General features: G+C 59.7%; 12 protein-coding genes. 8 read left to right on the top strand and 4 right to left on the bottom strand.

What is annotated here, in order from left to right:
* Window positions 1-38 precede the first annotated feature (38 nt).
* The 3 genes from ACSQ17_RS20535 (at window position 39) to ACSQ17_RS20525 (ending at window position 2,161) form a co-directional block, all read left to right on the top strand.
* Window positions 39-1,172: a catalase family protein gene (locus ACSQ17_RS20535; RefSeq protein ID WP_436070351.1), complete on the top strand. Its 1,134-nt coding sequence runs from the start codon at window positions 39-41 to the stop codon at window positions 1,170-1,172.
* A gap of 93 nt (window positions 1,173-1,265) precedes the next feature.
* Entirely contained in the window at window positions 1,266-1,622 is a 357-nt protein-coding gene (queD, locus tag ACSQ17_RS20530; RefSeq protein ID WP_436070350.1) for a 6-carboxytetrahydropterin synthase QueD, read from the top strand.
* A gap of 230 nt (window positions 1,623-1,852) precedes the next feature.
* The gene (locus tag ACSQ17_RS20525; RefSeq protein ID WP_090253600.1) at window positions 1,853-2,161 is read left to right on the top strand and encodes a TRL-like family protein; all 309 of its coding nucleotides are present in this window, start codon (window positions 1,853-1,855) and stop codon (window positions 2,159-2,161) included.
* 43 nt (window positions 2,162-2,204) lie between these two features.
* On the opposite strand, the gene ligA is transcribed toward ACSQ17_RS20525, so the two are convergent.
* From ligA to ACSQ17_RS20505, 4 genes are all read right to left on the bottom strand, one after another.
* A complete protein-coding gene (ligA, locus tag ACSQ17_RS20520) occupies window positions 2,205-4,565 on the bottom strand; it encodes an NAD-dependent DNA ligase LigA (RefSeq protein ID WP_436070349.1) in 2,361 nt (786 codons plus the stop codon).
* A gap of 61 nt (window positions 4,566-4,626) precedes the next feature.
* Window positions 4,627-5,454 carry a cell division protein ZipA gene (gene zipA / locus ACSQ17_RS20515; RefSeq protein WP_436070348.1) on the bottom strand — a complete coding sequence of 276 codons (828 nt, stop codon included), beginning with the start codon at window positions 5,452-5,454 and terminating at the stop codon, window positions 4,627-4,629.
* A gap of 182 nt (window positions 5,455-5,636) precedes the next feature.
* Window positions 5,637-9,125 carry a chromosome segregation protein SMC gene (gene smc / locus ACSQ17_RS20510; RefSeq protein ID WP_436070347.1) on the bottom strand — a complete coding sequence of 1,163 codons (3,489 nt, stop codon included), beginning with the start codon at window positions 9,123-9,125 and terminating at the stop codon, window positions 5,637-5,639.
* A 12-nt stretch (window positions 9,126-9,137) separates the two neighbouring features.
* The gene (locus ACSQ17_RS20505) at window positions 9,138-9,797 is read right to left on the bottom strand and encodes a GntR family transcriptional regulator (RefSeq protein ID WP_436070346.1); all 660 of its coding nucleotides are present in this window, start codon (window positions 9,795-9,797) and stop codon (window positions 9,138-9,140) included.
* Between the two features lie 238 nt (window positions 9,798-10,035).
* On the opposite strand from ACSQ17_RS20505, the gene ACSQ17_RS20500 reads away from it, so the two are divergent.
* The 5 genes from ACSQ17_RS20500 (at window position 10,036) to guaD (ending at window position 17,754) form a co-directional block, all read left to right on the top strand.
* Window positions 10,036-11,175 (top strand): alkane 1-monooxygenase, encoded by a 1,140-nt coding sequence (locus ACSQ17_RS20500; protein WP_436070345.1) that lies wholly within the window; start codon window positions 10,036-10,038, stop codon window positions 11,173-11,175.
* Window positions 11,176-11,479: 304 nt separating this feature from the next.
* Window positions 11,480-12,919, top strand: a complete 1,440-nt coding sequence (xdhA, locus tag ACSQ17_RS20495) for a xanthine dehydrogenase small subunit (RefSeq protein WP_436070344.1) — start codon at window positions 11,480-11,482, stop codon at window positions 12,917-12,919.
* Window positions 12,912-15,308, top strand: coding sequence for a xanthine dehydrogenase molybdopterin binding subunit (gene xdhB / locus ACSQ17_RS20490; protein WP_436070343.1), 2,397 nt, complete (start codon window positions 12,912-12,914; stop codon window positions 15,306-15,308). The genes xdhA and xdhB overlap by 8 nt, the downstream gene beginning before the upstream one ends.
* 222 nt (window positions 15,309-15,530) lie before the next feature.
* The gene (gene xdhC / locus ACSQ17_RS20485; RefSeq protein ID WP_436070342.1) at window positions 15,531-16,361 is read left to right on the top strand and encodes a xanthine dehydrogenase accessory protein XdhC; all 831 of its coding nucleotides are present in this window, start codon (window positions 15,531-15,533) and stop codon (window positions 16,359-16,361) included.
* Window positions 16,362-16,449: 88 nt separating this feature from the next.
* Entirely contained in the window at window positions 16,450-17,754 is a 1,305-nt protein-coding gene (guaD, locus tag ACSQ17_RS20480; RefSeq protein WP_436070341.1) for a guanine deaminase, read from the top strand.
* Window positions 17,755-17,781: the final 27 nt, after the last annotated feature.

Here is a 17,781-nt window from a genome sequence, read left to right as displayed (position 1 = left end):
ATACGTGCCCAACAAGAACCACTCAAAGGAATTGACCCATGCTCAAACGACTCTGGCTCTGGCTTGGCCGCGTACTTGGCAAACTGCTGTTGCTCTTGCTGGCCATCGGCCTGGGCGGCTGGGCTATCGGTTCGGCTTACTACGGCTGGAAGTTCTCCGGCCCGGTAGCCAGTGAGGAACAGATTCCCGCTGATGAAGCCGCACTGACTCAAAGCATCATCGAAGACGCCATCCGCGTGGTTGAACAACACCGCGACAACACCCGGGTACTGCGTGATGCGCACGCCAAGGCGCATGGCTGCATGAAAGCCGAAGTCACCGTCAGCGCCGGTCTGGACAGCAGCCTGCAACGTGGCGTGCTCAGCGAGCCGGGCAAGACCTGGCAAGCCTGGATACGCCTGTCCAACGGCAATGCCTACCCGCAGTTCGACCGAGCCCGTGACGCGCGCGGCATGGCGATCAAACTGCTGGATGTGCCCGGTGAAAAACTCACGCACAGTCCGCAGCATGCCCTTGAGCAGGACTTCGTGATGTTCAACCACCCGGCCTTTTTCGTGCGTGATGTGGCCGAGTACAAGAGCAATTTCGCTGCCCAGGCTGACGGCAAGAAGGTCTTGGCGTTTTTCCCCAGCTGGAACCCCAGCACCTGGGAAATCCGCCACCTGATCATTGCGCTGAAGACGCTGTCTCCAGCTCCGGAAACTCCGGTGGCGACCACCTACAACTCCATCGCACCGTTCAAGTTAGGCGAACACAACATCAAGTACCGGGTCATTCCGCAACCAGAAGCCTGCCCGCAATATCAGTTGCCTGAACAGAACCAGGACCTGCCGAACTTCCTGCGCAATGCGCTGTATCAGCAGTTGTCGCTGGACCGTGTGCCTGCCTGCTTTGCCCTGCAGGTACAACGGCAGAACGCCGATTACTACATGCCCATCGAAGACCCTAGCGTGGAGTGGAGCGAAGCCATTTCACCCTTCGAGACAGTCGCCACCATCAAGGTGCCAGCCCAGGATTTCGACAGCCGTGAACAGAACCTGTTCTGCGACAACCTGTCTTTCAACCCCTGGCATGCGCTGCCCGAACACCGGCCGATCGGCGGGATTAATCGCCTGAGAAAAGCGGTCTACGAGACGGTCAGCATCTATCGACTGGAACGCAATCAGCCATAAATTGTATCCAATCCGCTGTACTACTCGGTTAACAGCCCTTGAACTGGTAATATCCGCACCTTGCCAAGCGTGCTGTTAGCCGAGAGAAAGACCGTGGAATTGTTCAAAGAATTTATGTTCGAGGCAGCGCACCGCCTGCCTCACGTCCCGCAAGGCCACAAATGTGGGCGCCTGCACGGCCACTCCTTCAAGGTGGCGGTGTATATCGAGGGCGAAGTGGACCCCTATACCGGCTGGATTCGCGACTTCTCCGAGATCAAGGCCATTTTCAAGCCGATCTACGAGCAACTCGACCATAACTACCTGAACGACATCAGCGGCCTGGAAAACCCCACCAGTGAAGTGCTGGCCAAGTGGATCTGGCAGCAACTCAAACCACTGCTGCCTGAGCTGTCGCGTATTCGCATCCATGAAACCTGCACCAGCGGTTGCGAATACCGCGGCGACTAACCAATTGGTCTGGCGGTGCTTACCTCAGTTGCCTTCGTTGCCATACCGAGGCTGCAATAACCACCGAGAACAGCCCTGCGTAGAAAAGCCACAGAAAGATTTCACAAATTTGAAACCGGTTTGAAAAACAGCACGCGAGGTTGTTATTGCCTTGATGCTGTTTTAGGGTGTTCAAGCGCTTTACCTGGATGGGTAAGGCTTCTTACGGATAAGCAAAAAGGAATACACCCATGTTGAAGAAAATTGCTCTGGCTGCCGGCCTGGTTACCCTGCTTAGCGGTTGCGCCTCTGGCCTGTCGCCAGTCAGCGTTGGCCTGATCACCGACGTCAAAGGTCCGATCACTGCGACCACCGCTTCCGGCAACAAAACCGGTACCGCTTGCGCCACCACCATCATCGGTCTGATCAACAAAGGCGACGCCTCCATTGCTGCCGCCAAGGCCAATGGCAACATCGGCACTATCGCTACCGCTGATTACCACACCAAAGGCTTCTACCCGTTCTTCGGCGAAACCTGCGTGAACGTAACCGGTAACTAAGTTGCCTGACGGCCCCCAGGCAACGCTCGGGGGCCGTTTGAAGTCAGAGGCCGAAGCCCGCCAAGGCTGACAGAAACTGCGCCTCGTCAATCACTCTCACGCCCAGCTCACTGGCTTTCGCCAACTTCGAGCCTGCCCCCGGCCCCGCGACTACGCAACTGGTCTTGGCTGATACCGAACCCGCCACCTTGGCCCCCAGGCTTTCCAGCTTTTCCTTGGCCACATCGCGGCTCATCACTTCCAGCGTACCGGTCAGCACCCAGGTCTGTCCTGCCAGAGGCAAACCCTCGATAACCTTCTTCTCGCAGTGCCAGTGCATGCCAAAATCCCGCAGCTGCGCTTCGATGGCTCGGGCACGCTCGGCATTGGCCGTGACCGCGAAAAACTCACGCACCGCGTTGGCCTGCTTCTCTGCCAGGGTCTGGCGCATATCCAGCCAGTCCGCCGCCAATACCGCGTCCAGCGTGACAAACCTGTCGGCCAGTTTCTGTGCCCCGCCCGGCCCTACAGAGGGGATATTCAATTTGTCGAGCATCCCGGCCAGGGTGGCGCTGGCACTGAACTCGGCACTCAGCTCGCCTTGCTCCTGCAGCTCAAGGCCACACTCGCCCAATAAAGCACTGATCACCTGCTGGTTATGCTCATCGGCGAAGAAGCTGTGAATCTCATGCGCCACTTCCAGACCGACATCCGGCAGATAGGTCAGCACCTCCGGCAGCGCCTGCTGCACACGCGCCAAAGACGCCAGTGCACGGGCCAGTACCTTGGCGGTTTCCTCACCTACATCGGGAATGCCCAGAGCGTAGATAAAGCGCGCCAGAGTCGGCCGCTTACTGTCCTCGATGGCCTGCAGCAACTTGTTGCTGGACACCTCGGCAAAGCCTTCCAGATTGATGATCTGGTCATATTTCAGTTTGTACAGATCGGCCGGTGAGGCGATCAGTTGCTCATCGACCAACTGCTCAATGGTCTTGTCACCCAGGCCTTCGATATCCATGGCCCGGCGTGAAACAAAGTGAATGATTGCCTGCTTGAGCTGGGCCGCACAGGCCAGACGCCCGACGCAGCGGTACACCGAGCCTTCACTGAAGGTTTCCTTGCCTTTGCTGCGTTTGACCAATTGGGTGCGTTCAACGTGGGAGCCACACACCGGGCAGTTTTCCGGAATCTGCACGTCACGGGCATCGGCAGGACGGCGCTCGGGCACCACGGCCATGACCTGCGGGATCACATCACCGGCGCGGCGCACGATCACCGTATCGCCGATTTTCACGCCCAGACGCGCCACCTCATCCATGTTGTGCAGTGTGGCATTGGCCACCATCACGCCGGCCACCTTGACGGGCTTGAGCCGCGCGACTGGCGTGACCGCGCCGGTACGGCCAACCTGGAACTCGACATCCAGCAGTTCGGTCAGCTCTTCCTGCGCCGGAAATTTGTGAGCGATCGCCCAGTGCGGCGTGCGTGCGCGAAACCCCAGCTGCTGTTGGTCCTCGATGGTGTTGACCTTGAACACCACGCCATCAATGTCATAGGGCAGGCCCATACGGCGCTCGCCAATATCGCGGTAATAGTCGAGGCAGGCCTGTACGCCTTTAGCCAGCTTCAGTTCACGGCTGATGGGAATGCCCCAGGCCTTGAGCTGCTCCAGCATGCCCACCTGAGTCGCCGGCAACTCGCCACTGACCTGGCCAACGCCGTAGCAGCAGAACTCCAGCGGACGGCTGGCAGTGATTTTCGGGTCGAGCTGACGCAGGCTGCCGGCTGCCGCATTGCGCGGATTGGCGAAGGTCTTGCCGCCGCTCTCGGCCTGACGCGCGTTAAGTTCCTCAAAGCCGGACTTGGGCATAAACACTTCGCCGCGCACCTCCAGCACCTGCGGCCAACCTTCGCCTTGCAGCTTGAGCGGCACGTTGCGAATGGTGCGCACGTTGCTGCTGATGTCCTCACCGGTGCTACCGTCACCCCGGGTCGCGCCACGCACCAATTGGCCATTCTCGTAGCGCAGGCTGACGGCCAGGCCGTCGAGCTTGGGTTCGCAGCTGTATTCGACCTCAACACCACCACCAAACAGGTCGCCCGCAAGCCCGAGGCCACTCTGCACGCTACGGTCGAAGGCCAGCAGGTCCTCCTCCTCAAAGGCGTTGCCCAGGCTGAGCATGGGCACTTCATGGCGCACTTCACCAAAGGCCGCCAGCGTCTCACCACCAACGCGCTGGGTCGGTGATTCAGCCGTCACCAGTTGCGGGTGTTCAGCTTCCAGCGCCTGCAATTCACGAAACAGACGGTCGTACTCGGCATCGGGAACACTTGGCTCATCGAGTACGTAATAGCGGTAATTATGGCCATCCAGTTCGGCACGCAGTTGCTCTATACGCTGGGCAGCAATTGAGGCTTCGGACATTGCGGTGTTCTCTCAAACGAAAAGAGCAGCCTTGGCTGCTCTTGGTATTTCATGGGTTAACTCAGCGCTTATTGGTCAGTTGCTTGCGCTCATATTCCACAATGCGCTGGCGATAATGCTCAATCGTTTGTGCAGTCATCACGCTGCGCTGGTCATCTTTCAACTCGCCGTTGAGTTCATGGGCCAGTTTGCGCGCTGCCGCCACCATTACATCAAACGCTTGCTTGGGATGACGCGGACCTGGCAGGCCGAGGAAGAAACTCACCGCACGGGTGCTGAAACCTTCGATATCGTCGAGATCAAAGGTGCCGGGCTTCAATGCGTTGGCCATGGAGAACAGCACTTCACCATTGCCAGCCATGCTTTCGTGACGGTGGAAGATATCCATCTCACCAAAACGCAGGCCGCTTTCCAGAATGTTCTGTAACAGTGCCGGGCCTTTGAAGCCCTCCTCACTGCGCGCAATCACGTTGATCACCAGCACTTCTTCAACCGGGGGCAATTCCTTCTGGTTGTCCTTGCTCTGGCTGGCGGGCTTGCTGACGGGTTCGTCGTCCACCGGGTTGAGCAAGGTTGGTACCGGCTCTTCCAGCCCCAGGTTAAGGTCGCCCTGTTGTGGTTCGCCGGCGCGACGGCGATTAAGTTCGCGGGCGCTCAGCGATGGCAGATCTTCTTCATCAAAAGCCGGCTCATGACTGCGGTCAACAACACGGGGCGGGCTGAGTAGATCCGGATCACTGTCGTCATCCGGCAAGTTGGCAAAACTGCGGTCAAGTTTGAACTTGAGTTTACCCTTGCCACCACGCATCCGCCGCCAGCCATCAAACAGGATGCCGGCAATCACAATAATGCCGATGACAATCAGCCACTCGCGCAGACCGAATTCCATGAAATACCTTAACCCCTAATAAAAATGTGATGAAAAAGGCCTTCCCGGCCATTTTGCTAATTCTTTTACGTGACGCCAAGCCTATGTTCTGTCAGGCCTTTCCCTGATTTAATAGCGGCACGCCTAATAACAATGCGCATTAAGCTAGCACGACGAAAGATAACTTTACACCGCCTCGCGCATCAGGATTCAACCAAGGCCAGCGCTTCTTCCACATCAACTGCAACCAATCGGGAACATCCCGGCTCATGCATGGTTACGCCCATCAGTTGATCAGCCATTTCCATGGCGATCTTGTTGTGGGTGATATAGATGAATTGCACGGTTTCCGACATTTCTTTTACCAGCCGGGCATAACGTCCAACGTTGGCATCATCCAGCGGCGCATCCACTTCATCGAGCATGCAGAACGGTGCCGGATTGAGTTTGAAGATGGCAAACACCAGAGCCAGAGCGGTCAGTGCCTTCTCGCCACCGGAGAGCAAATGGATGGTGCTGTTCTTCTTGCCAGGCGGGCGCGCCATGATGGTTACGCCGGTATCCAGCAGGTCTTCGCCGGTCAGCTCCAGATAGGCGTTGCCGCCGCCGAAGACTTTCGGGAAGAGCGCCTGCAAGCCACCGTTGATCTGGTCGAAGGTTTCCTTGAAGCGGTTGCGAGTTTCCTTGTCGATCTTACGGATGACGTTTTCCAGGGTTTCCAGCGCTTCGACCAGATCAGCGTTCTGCGCATCCAGGTAACGCTTACGTTCGGATTGCTGCTGGTATTCGTCGATCGCCGCCAGGTTGATCGGCCCCAGGCGCTGGATGCGTGCAGCCAGACGTTCCAGCTCTTCTTCCCAGGCTTTCTCGCTGGCCTCGGTCGGCAAGGTCGCCAGTACGCCATGCAGGTCGTAATTGTCTTCCAGCAGCTGATCCTGCAGGGCCTTACGCCGTACGGTCAGCGATTGCCAATCCATGCGTTGCTGTTCCAGCTGGCCACGCAACAACTGCGCCTGCTGTTCGGCCTGGGTACGACGCTTTTCTGCGTCGCGCAGTTCGCGGTCGGCATCTTCCAGGGCCAGACGCGCCAACTTCAACTCATCCTCGACTGCCATGCGCTTGTCGAGCTGCTCTTCGAGCTTCATACGCAGCTCTTCCAGCGGTGCCTCGCCCTCCTCCAGGTTGAGGTTGAGCTGCTCGCGCTTCTCGTGCAGGCGCTCGGCCTGTAGCTCCAGGCGCTCCAGAGCCTGGCGGGTGGAGTCATGCTGGGCTTTCAGCGAGCCCAGGCGCACCGCCAGTTGATGAGCGTGGTCCTTGTGCTGGCGGGCTTCCTGGCGCACACGGTCGAGACGCTCACGCAGGCTGTCGCGGCGAGCCAGCAGGTTTTCACGCTGTTCGTTGTCGGTCGCCATGGCATCCAGGGCGTCTTGCAGTTGCAGACGCGACTCGCCCAGCTGCTCGTGTTCAATGTCGCGTTGCTCGGCCAGCTCCAGCAGCTCACTGTCCAGACGGGCACGGCGCAGCAGCAGTTGCTCGACCTTGGCCTGCCCGGCAGACAGCTGCGCCTTCAGCTCACCAAGACGACGGGCCAGGTCCTGCGCCAAACGGCGCTGCTGCTCACGCTGTTCTTCCTGAGCACGCTGGTTTTCGCGCAGGTGGGCCAAGCGCTCATCCAGTACGGCCAACGCCGCGTCACGCTCATCGCGCTCCAGCGTCAGCCGTTCGATTTCCTGACCGCGGGCCAGTACACCGCTTTCCGCTTCACTGGCGCGGCGCACCCGCAAAAAGTGCCGACCGACCCAGTAACCATCACGACTGATCAGGCTTTCGCCTTCGGCCAGGCTCGAGCGTGCAGCCAGTGCTTCATCCAGGCTCTGTACCGGTTTGACCTTGCCCAGCCAAGGCGCCAGATCGACGCTGGCTTCGACCTTATCCAGCAAACTACCCGCCACCCGCGCGCCACCCTTGTTCGGACTGGCCAGGCGCAGGTCGCCCTGGGTTAAGCCGGCAAAATCCAGGCCTTGGAAATCATCCAGCAACACGGCCTGAAGATCGGCGCCCAGCACGGTTTCCACCGCCAGTTCCCAGCCAACTTCAACGCGCAGGCCTTCGGCCAGACGTGGACGTTCGTTCAGCTGCTGCTCGCGTAGCCAGTCGCCAGCACCCTTGCCAGGATCTAGCGCCGCTTGCTGCAGCGCTTCCAACGAGGCTAAACGGCCATTTAGACGTTGCAACTCACCTTGCGCCTGCTGCTGGGCCTGACTGCCCTGCTGCAGGTCATTGCGCAGTTGCTGCAAACGTTCGGCTTGTTGCTCTTCCTCAAGTTGCAGATCTTCAAGACTGATTTCACCCGCAGCAATCTGCTCGCTCAGCTCGATAATCGCGGCATCTTCCGGGTCAGCCGCTAATTGCTGCAGCTCATCGCTCAGACGGCGCTGACGTTCGGCCAAGCGCTCCAGGCTCTGTTCCAGCTGCTGAATGCGTGATTGCTGCACCTCGGCCTGACGACGCGGTTCAGCGCTGCGCTGGTTGAAACCGTCCCACTGCTCCTGCCAGCCTTGCATGGCTGCTTCGGACTCTTCCAACCCCGCCGCGGACTCTTCGGCGGCAGCGGCCGTTAACTCCTGCTCGGGCAGCAGCATTTCCAACTCTTCGCCCAGGGTCGCCAGTAACGTGCGGTCGTGGCCCAGATGCGATTCGGTTTCCAGGCGCGCGCGTTCGGCTTCGTTGAGATCGTCCTGCAACTGACGCAGACGCTGCTGGCCGTGCTGGATGCTCTGCTCTATGCGGGCAATATCGCCACCCACCGAGTAGAAACGTCCCTGCACCAGGTTGAATCGCTCACTCAGCTCGTGATGACCATCGCGCAGCCGTTCGATGCAGGCATCGGCATTGCGCTGCTCGGCCACCAACGCTTCGAAGCTGATTTCCTGGTTGCTGATCACTGCCTCGCGGCTGCCCACCTGCTCGTTCAGCGCCTGCCAACGCAGAGCCATGAGCTGGGCCTTGAGCTGGCGCTCTTCAGCCTTGTATTCCTGATATTTCTCTGCCGACTGGGCCTGACGGTGCAGGCGGTCGAGCTGGCGTTCCAGTTCTTCACGCAAGTCCGTCAGGCGCGCCAGGTTTTCATGGGTGCGGCGGATGCGGTTCTCGGTTTCGCGGCGGCGCTCCTTGTACTTGGAGATGCCGGCGGCTTCCTCGATAAAGTTGCGCAGGTCTTCCGGCTTGGCTTCGATCAGTTTGCTGATCATGCCCTGCTCGATGATTGAGTAACTGCGCGGGCCCAGGCCGGTGCCGAGGAAGATGTCGGTGATGTCGCGGCGACGGCACTTGGTGCCGTTGAGGAAATAGGTGTTCTGGCTGTCGCGGGTCACCCGGCGGCGGATCGAAATTTCGTTATAGCCCGCGTATTCGCCGGTCAGGGTGCCGTCAGAGTTGTCGAAGATCAGCTCGATGGAGGCTTGGGTCACCGGTTTGCGGGTATTCGAGCCGTTAAAGATGACGTCGGTCATCGACTCGCCACGCAGGTTCTTCGCCGAACTCTCGCCCATTACCCAGCGCACGGCGTCGATGATGTTCGACTTGCCGCAACCGTTAGGCCCGACCACTGCCGCCATATTACTGGGGAAGGTTACCGTGGTCGGGTCGACGAACGACTTGAAGCCGGCCAGCTTGATGCACTTGAGCCGCATGAACCGTCTTCCTTAGGCTTCAGCCAGTGCAGCCAGCACCAACTGGCAATTGTGCTCGCCGTACCCCAGCAGTACCTCACGGATGGCATGGTGGTCGCGGGCGATGATCGCCTGCAGCAAGGCGGCAAAGGTATTGAGGAACTGGCCCATCTCGCCTTTGCGTCGTTCCAGCGCGAGGTGATAGGTGCGGCTGATGGCTGGCAACAGGTTCTCTACGGTTTCCTGCAAATAGGGATTATTGGAGAACGGGAAAGCGGCACGCATGATGTCGAAACTGCTTTCGACAAAGCCGTCGATGTCTTCACGCAGCAGGCTGTCCTGCAGGCGCTGCTGTATCGCCAGAAATGGCGCTAGATCAGCCTCGACCTGCCAACTGTCTGCCACGGCCTTGCCCAGCAGGATGTACAGCTCCATGACCAGGGCATAGAGGCTCTTGACGTTGTGCGGCGTCAATTCTGCGACCTGCGCACCACGGCGTGGCGGGATCACGATCAGGTGGCGGCGCTCCAGAATCAGCAATGCCTCGCGCACCGAGCCACGGCTGACGTTCAGGGCCTGGGTGACTTTCTGTTCCTGAATCCGCTCACGCGCCTTCAACTCACCACGAATGATGCGTTCGGCAAGATGGTGGGCGATCTGCTCAGCGAGGCTATCCGGTGCCTTGAACGTCATGATGATCCTTAGGCTCTATCTGACCTATTGGGGGCAAACAAGGGGCTCAAACCCACGCCTGGCTTGACTTGGGCCCTGCAACGCAGGGCGCGAGTGTAACACAGGGTGTTACCGGGCCAAGGCTGCCTGTGCCCTGCTTTCAAACCAAAAGGTGGGCTGATGGGGGATGGTCACAAAAACAGATTGTCCTACAATCCTACCAGCACCCCATTCCAACAATAACAAGTACGGAGCCACCATGTTCGAACGCCTGCCCTCAAACTGGATGCTTGCCATCAAAAGCATCGGCTACTGGTTCTGGTTGATCCCGGTATTGGGAATCCCCCTGAGCTATTACTGGTCGCTGGACAGCCACTATGCCAACGCCTGGCCCTGGCTGGTGGTGATCGTGGTGTTCGGCGTGATCCCGCTGCTGGATTTCATCATCGGCCGCGACCCGGCCAACCCGGATGAGGCTGTGCAAGTACCGCAAATGGAACAGCAGGGTTACTACCGCCTGCTCAGTTTGGTCACCGTGCCCGCGTTGCTGGGCATGCTTGGCTGGGCTGGCTGGGTCTTTGTCAACCATGAAGCCTGGAGCTGGGTTGGCCAATTGGGCTGGGTGCTGTCGGTTGGCACCGTCACCGGGGCGATCGGCATTACCGTGGCTCATGAGTTCATCCATAAGGACCCGCAACTGGAGCAGAACGCAGGCGGCCTGCTACTCGCAGCCGTGTGCTACGGCGGTTTCAAGATCGAGCACGTGCGCGGTCACCATGTGCATGTATCGACCCCGGAAGACGCCAGCTCCTCGCGCTATGGCCAGAGCCTCTACGCCTTTCTGCCACACGCCTACAAACACAACTTCCTGAATGCCTGGAAACTGGAAGCCGAACGCCTGAAACGTAAAAATCTACCCGCCCTGCACTGGCGCAACGAGCTGATTGCCTGGTACGCCATCAGTGCGCTGTTCCTGCTCGGCTTCAGCCTGGCCTTCGGCTGGCTCGGTGCACTGTTCTTTATTGCCCAGTCGCTGGTCGCCTTTACCCTGCTGGAAATCGTCAACTACGTGGAACATTACGGTTTGCATCGGCGCAAGCTGGACAACGGCCGCTATGAGCGCACCAATCCAACGCACTCATGGAACAGCAATTTCCTACTGACCAACCTCTTTCTCTTTCATCTACAGCGCCACTCCGACCATCACGCTTACGCCAAACGCCGCTATCAGGTACTGCGTCACTTCGAAGACAGCCCGCAACTGCCCAATGGCTATGCCGGGATGATCGTCCTGGCACTGTTCCCGCCACTGTGGCGCGCAGTAATGGATCCGCGAGTACGCGCCTACTACGCCGGCGAAGAGCACCAATTGACTGATTCACAGCTGACCCATTCCTAAACGCAGTTACCGAAACAAAAAACGCCAAGGGCTCTCACCCTTGGCGTTTTTTCTCGCCTACGTTTTTCTGCAGCACCTGGCTTGGCACAAAAGCAGCTAGCGTTTAGCTGAGCTGCGAAGCTTTTTCGCTCATAACTGAATCGTATGACAATCGCCTGACCAAAGAGTCAAATATTTATTGACCCAAAAGTCAGAAAACTCTAGATTGGCCTCATGCCAAGCCGTGTGGAAACGCTGCGTTGCCCAACGCAGCCGTTTCAACAGAGCCTGATACGAGAACAATAAAAGTGCCTGGAGGTCGTCCTTGATCCAGTTTTTACTCAACCGGGAGCTGCGTACTGAGCATGCCCTCGACCCAAACGTCACCGTGCTCAATTACCTGCGTGAGCATCTTGGCAAATCCGGAACCAAAGAAGGCTGCGCCTCTGGTGACTGCGGTGCATGCACCGTGGTGGTCGGTGAGTTGGACGGTGAGCGCGTGCGTTATCGCACCCTCAACTCCTGCCTGACCTTCGTTTCCAGCCTGCATGGCAAACAACTGATTACCGTTGAAGACCTCAAGCACAAAGGCCAACTGCACAGCGTGCAACAGGCCATGGTCGACTGCCACGGTTCGCAATGCGGCTTCTGCACCCCTGGTTTTGTCATGTCGCTGTTCGCCCTGCAGAAGAACAGCAACGGCTTTGACAAGGCTGACACCATGGAAGCCCTGGCTGGCAACCTGTGCCGCTGCACCGGCTACCGTCCGATTATCGATGCCGCCGAACAGGCCTGCTGCCAGAAACAGCCAGACCAGTTTGATGCTGCCGAAGCACAAACCGTCGCCCAGCTGAAAGCCATCGCTCCGCGTGAAACCGCCGAACTCAACAGTGGCGACAAACGCTGCCTATTGCCGCTGACTGTCGCTGATCTTGCCGATATCTACGCGGCCAACCCCGAAGCTCGCCTGCTCGCCGGCGGCACCGACCTGGCCCTGGAAGTCACCCAGTTCCACCGTGAACTGCCGGTGATGATCTACGTCGGCCATATCGAGTCGATGAAGCGCATTGAAGTCACCGCTGACAGCATCGAGATCGGCGCGGCCACTGCTCTCTCCGATTGCTACGCTGCCCTGTCCCAGGATTACCCGGACTTCGGCGAGCTGCTGCACCGCTTCGCCTCCTTACAGATTCGCAACCAGGGCACCCTGGGCGGCAACATCGGCAACGCCTCACCGATTGGTGACGCCCCGCCGCTGCTGATCGCCCTCGGCGCACAGATCGTCCTGCGCAAAGGCAACAGCAGCCGCACCCTGCCACTTGAAGATTACTTCCTCGACTACAAGGTAACTGCCCGTCAGGAAGCCGAATTTATCGAGAAGATCATCGTGCCGCGTCACCAGGCCAGCCAGGCGTTCCGCGCCTACAAGGTGTCCAAGCGCCTGGACGACGATATCTCTGCCGTTTGCGCCGCCTTCAATCTGGTGGTCGAAGATGGCGTGGTGCAAAGCGCACGCATCGCCTTCGGTGGCATGGCCGCCATCCCGAAACGCGCTGCAGCCTGTGAAGCCGCGCTGCAAGGCTCGGCCTGGTATCCGGGCGTGATTGAACGCGCCTGCGCCGCATTGGCCGAAGATTTCACCCCGCTCAGCGATTTCCGCGCCAGCAAGGAATACCGCCTGCTCACCGCACAGAATCTGCTGCGTAAATTCTTCCTCGAGCTGCAAGCTCCCGAAGTCGAAACCCGGGTGACCGCCTATGTCTAACCACATCCAGCACAAAACCCAAGCCGAACTGGCCGAATTGTTCCGCGCCGACATCACCACTGGCGTCGGCAAGAGCGTCAAACATGAAAGCGCGGACAAACACGTCTCCGGCGAAGCCATCTATGTCGACGACCGCCTGGAATTCCCCAATCAGCTGCACGTCTATGCCCGCATGAGCGACCGCGCCCATGCGCGCATCGTCAGTATCGACACCAGCCCCTGCTACGCCATTCCCGGCGTGGCCATTGCCATCACCAAGGATGACGTACCTGGCCAGCTGGATATCGGCCCGGTGGTTGCCGGTGATCCGCTGCTGGCCGATGGCAAGGTCGAATACGTCGGCCAGGTGGTACTGGCCGTCGGTGCCGACAGCCTGGAAACCGCACGCAAGGCGGCCATGGCCGCGATCATCGAGTACGAAGACCTCGAACCGGTGCTGGACGTGGTCGATGCGCTGCGCAAAAAGCATTTCGTGCTCGACAGCCATCAGCACAAGATTGGTAACTCCGCCGCCGAACTGGCCACCGCGCCACGCCGCCTGCAAGGCAGCCTGCATATCGGCGGCCAGGAACACTTCTACCTGGAAACCCAGATTTCCTCGGTCATGCCCACCGAAGACGGCGGCATGATCATCTACACCTCGACACAGAACGCCACCGAAGTGCAGAAGCTGGCCGCTGAAGTGCTGGGCGTACCGATGCACAAGATCGTCATCGACATGCGCCGCATGGGCGGCGGTTTCGGCGGCAAGGAAACCCAGGCCGCAGGCCCGGCGTGCCTGTGTGCGGTAATCGCCCACCTCACCGGCCGGCCGACCAAGATGCGCCTGCCGCGTGTCGAGGACATGCAGATCACCGGCAAGCGCCATCCGTTCTACGTCGAATACGACGTCGGCTTCGACGACAACGGCCTGCTGCACGGTATCGAGATCGAACTGGCCGGCAACTGCGGCTACTCGCCCGACCTGTCCGGTTCGATTGTTGACCGCGCAATGTTCCACTCCGACAACGCCTACTTCCTCGGCAACGCCACCATCAACGGTCACCGCTGCAAGACCAATACTGCGTCGAACACCGCCTACCGCGGCTTCGGCGGCCCGCAGGGCATGGTCGCCATCGAGGAGATCATGGACGCGGTCGCGCGCAGCCTCGGCAAAGACCCGCTGGAAGTGCGCAAGACCAACTACTACGGCAAGACCGAGCGCAACGTCACCCACTACCACCAGACCGTCGAGCACAACGTTATCCACGAGATGACCGCCGAGCTGGAAGCCAGCAGTGACTACGCCAAGCGCCGCGAAGAAATCCGCGCGTTCAATGCCAAGAGCCCAGTATTGAAGAAAGGCCTGGCGCTGACTCCGGTAAAATTCGGCATCAGCTTTACCGCCACCTTCCTCAATCAGGCTGGCGCGTTGATCCACATCTACACCGACGGTTCGATCCACCTGAACCACGGCGGCACCGAGATGGGCCAGGGCCTCAACACCAAGGTCGCGCAGATCGTCGCCGAAGTGCTGCAGGTGGATATCTCGCGCATCCAGATCACTGCGACCAACACCGACAAGGTGCCCAATACCTCGCCGACCGCCGCCTCCAGCGGTGCCGACTTGAACGGTAAGGCCGCGCAGAACGCCGCCGAAACCCTCAAGCAGCGCCTGGTTGATTTTCTGGTGCGCGAATACAAGGTCACCCCGGAAGACGTTGAATTCCGCAACAGCCAGGTGCGCGTACGCGATCTGTTCCTGAGCTTCGAGGAAGTGATCCAGAAGGCCTACTTCGGCCAGGTGTCGCTGTCTTCCACCGGGTTCTACCGCACGCCGAAGATCTTCTATGACCGCGACAAGGCCGCCGGCCGGCCGTTCTACTACTTTGCCTACGGCGCCGCCTGCTCTGAGGTGATAGTCGATACCCTGACCGGTGAGTACAAAATGCTGCGCACCGACATCCTGCATGACGTCGGCGCCTCGCTGAACCCAGTCATCGATATCGGTCAGGTAGAAGGTGCCTTCGTTCAGGGCATGGGCTGGCTGACCATGGAAGAGCTGGTGTGGAACGGCAAGGGCAAGCTGATGACCAACGGCCCGGCCAGCTACAAGATCCCGGCCATCGCCGATATGCCGCTGGACCTGCGCGTCAACCTGGTGGAAAACCGCAAAAACCCGGAAGACACCGTGTTCCACTCCAAAGCCGTCGGCGAGCCGCCCTTTATGCTCGGCATCGCCGTGTGGTGTGCGATCAAGGACGCCGTGGCCAGCCTGGCAGATTACCGCGTACAACCGCAGATCGATGCCCCGGCCACCCCTGAGCGCGTACTCTGGGGCGTGGAACAAATGAAGAAGCTGCAGCGGAACGCCAAGTCGGCCGCCGCCGCAGAGGTAGAACCGGCGTAACGCCAAGCACCCTACGGGGCGTGGGAAGGGCTTTAGCCGCGACGGTCGCCGCTGAAGCTCCGCCCACGAATACAGGAACAACAGGTGTACAACAATGACAAAACACACCGAACCGAATAATCCACCCGCTCGCCCGGCACCGGTGCCGATTCTCGCCCCATCGCCGAGCAACTGGCGCTTGCCGCGCCCCGGACAGACCACGCCTTCCTGGAGGCTGAGCAAATGAGCTGGATCAGCGCCCTCGCCGACCTGCAGCAACGCGGTGAACCCTGCGTGCTGGTGACCATCATCGAAGAGCGCGGCTCAACCCCGCGCAATGCCGGCTCAAAAATGGTGGTCACCACTGACCGCATTTTCGAAACCATCGGTGGCGGTCATCTGGAATTCAAGGCGATGGAGCTGGCCCGCGAAATGCTGCAAAGCCGCAGTCAGGACACCCGCCTGGAGCGGTTCAGCCTCGGTGCCAGCCTTGGTCAATGCTGCGGCGGCGCCACTGTGCTGCTGTTCGAGCCTATGGGCCAGCCGCAGGCGCAGATCGCCGTATTCGGTGCCGGCCACGTCGGCCGTGCCCTGGTGCCGCTGCTTGCCAGCCTGCCTTGCAAGGTGCGCTGGATCGACTCGCGGGAAAACGAATTCCCGGCGCAGATCCCCGCCGGAGTGGAAAAAGTGGTCAATGAAGAGGTGATCGACGAGATCGAACGCATGCCCGCCGGCAGCTACTTTATCGTCATGACCCACAATCACCAGCTCGACCTCGAGCTGACGGCAGAAATCCTCAAACGCAATGACTTCACTTATTACGGCCTGATCGGCTCGCAGACCAAACGCACCAAATTCGAACACCGCCTGCGTGATCGCGGCTTCACCGAGGATGTGATGGCGCGTATGCGCTGCCCGATGGGCTTGTCTGAAGTGAAAGGCAAACTACCGGTGGAAATTGCCGTGTCCATCGCCGGCGAAGTGATCGCCACCTACAACGCAACCTTCGGTCAGGAGGTGAAGAAAGGCGAATCCAGTGTGGCCAGGCTGTTACCGGCCTCACGCCGATCCTGATCCGAACCTTAACTCGTAGGGTGCGCTGTGCGCACCCATCACCCATTCCCAGGTGCGCATGGCGCACTCTACTGATGAGATTCACACGATGAGCACCACCGTCAAAGCCTACCGAGCCGCCATCCTGCATAGCCTTGCCGACCCTGCCGTGGTGGGCGTTGAGCACTCCTATGAGTATTTTGAAGACGGTGTGCTGGTCGTCGAGAACGGCCAAGTGGCCAAAGTTGGCCATGCCGCCGACCTGCTACCCACCCTCAAAGGCGTGGACATCACCGAATACCGCGATGCCCTAATCACCCCCGGCTTTATCGACACCCACATCCACTACCCGCAAACCGGGATGATCGCTTCCTACGGCGAACAGCTGCTGGATTGGCTGAACACCTACACCTTCCCCACCGAGCAGCAGTTCGCCGACAAGGCCCACGCTGCCGACGTGGCCGGTATCTTCCTGAAAGAGCTGCTGCGCAACGGCACCACCACCGCCCTGGTATTCGGCACCGTGCACAAGCAATCGGTAGACGCCTTCTTCGAAGCTGCCCAAGCACTGAACCTGCGCATGATCGCCGGCAAGGTGCTGATGGATCGCAACGCCCCGGATTACCTGACTGACACTGCGGAATCCGGCTACGCCGACAGCAAGGAGCTGATCGAGCGCTGGCACGGTAAGGGCCGCCTGCATTACGCGGTGACCCCACGCTTCGCCCCGACCAGCACCCCGGAGCAGCTGACCCTGGCCGGCCAGCTGCTGAGCGAATACCCGGACCTGTACATGCACACCCACCTGTCCGAGAACCGCAAGGAAATCGAATGGGTCAAGGCGCTGTTCCCCGAGCGCAAGGGCTACCTGGATGTGTACGACCACTACAAACTGATCGGCGCACGTTCGGTATTCGCCCACGGCGTGCACCTGTGCGACGACGAGTGCAAACGCCTGGCCGAAACCGGCTCGGCCGTGGCCTTCTGCCCGACATCCAACCTGTTCCTCGGCAGCGGCCTGTTCGACCTCAAGAAGCTCGAAGAGCACGGCGTGCGCGTCGGCCTGGGCACCGATGTCGGCGCGGGCACCAGCTTCAGTCAGCTTCAATCGCTGAACGAGGCCTACAAGGTCATGCAGCTGCAAGGCAAGAAGCTCGATCCGTTCAAGTCGCTGTACCTGGCGACCCTAGGCGGGGCCAATGCACTGTACCTGGACGACAAGCTGGGCAACTTCGAAAGCGGCAAAGACGCCGACTTCGTGGTGCTCGACTACAACGCCACACCGCTGATCAGCTACCGCATGCAGCAGGCCAAGACCCTGGACGAAAAACTCTTCGCCCTGACCATGCTCGGCGATGACCGCGCGGTGAAGGAAACCTTTGCTGCCGGCCAGTCGGTGCATCGCCGCGATTGACGCGCACAAACCCCAGCAACGAAAAAG

It is taken from the genome of Pseudomonas sp. LjRoot71 (assembly GCF_964253255.1).
Classification (GTDB): Bacteria; Pseudomonadota; Gammaproteobacteria; order Pseudomonadales; family Pseudomonadaceae; genus Aquipseudomonas.
This window is presented reverse-complemented; position numbering and strand designations above follow the sequence as displayed.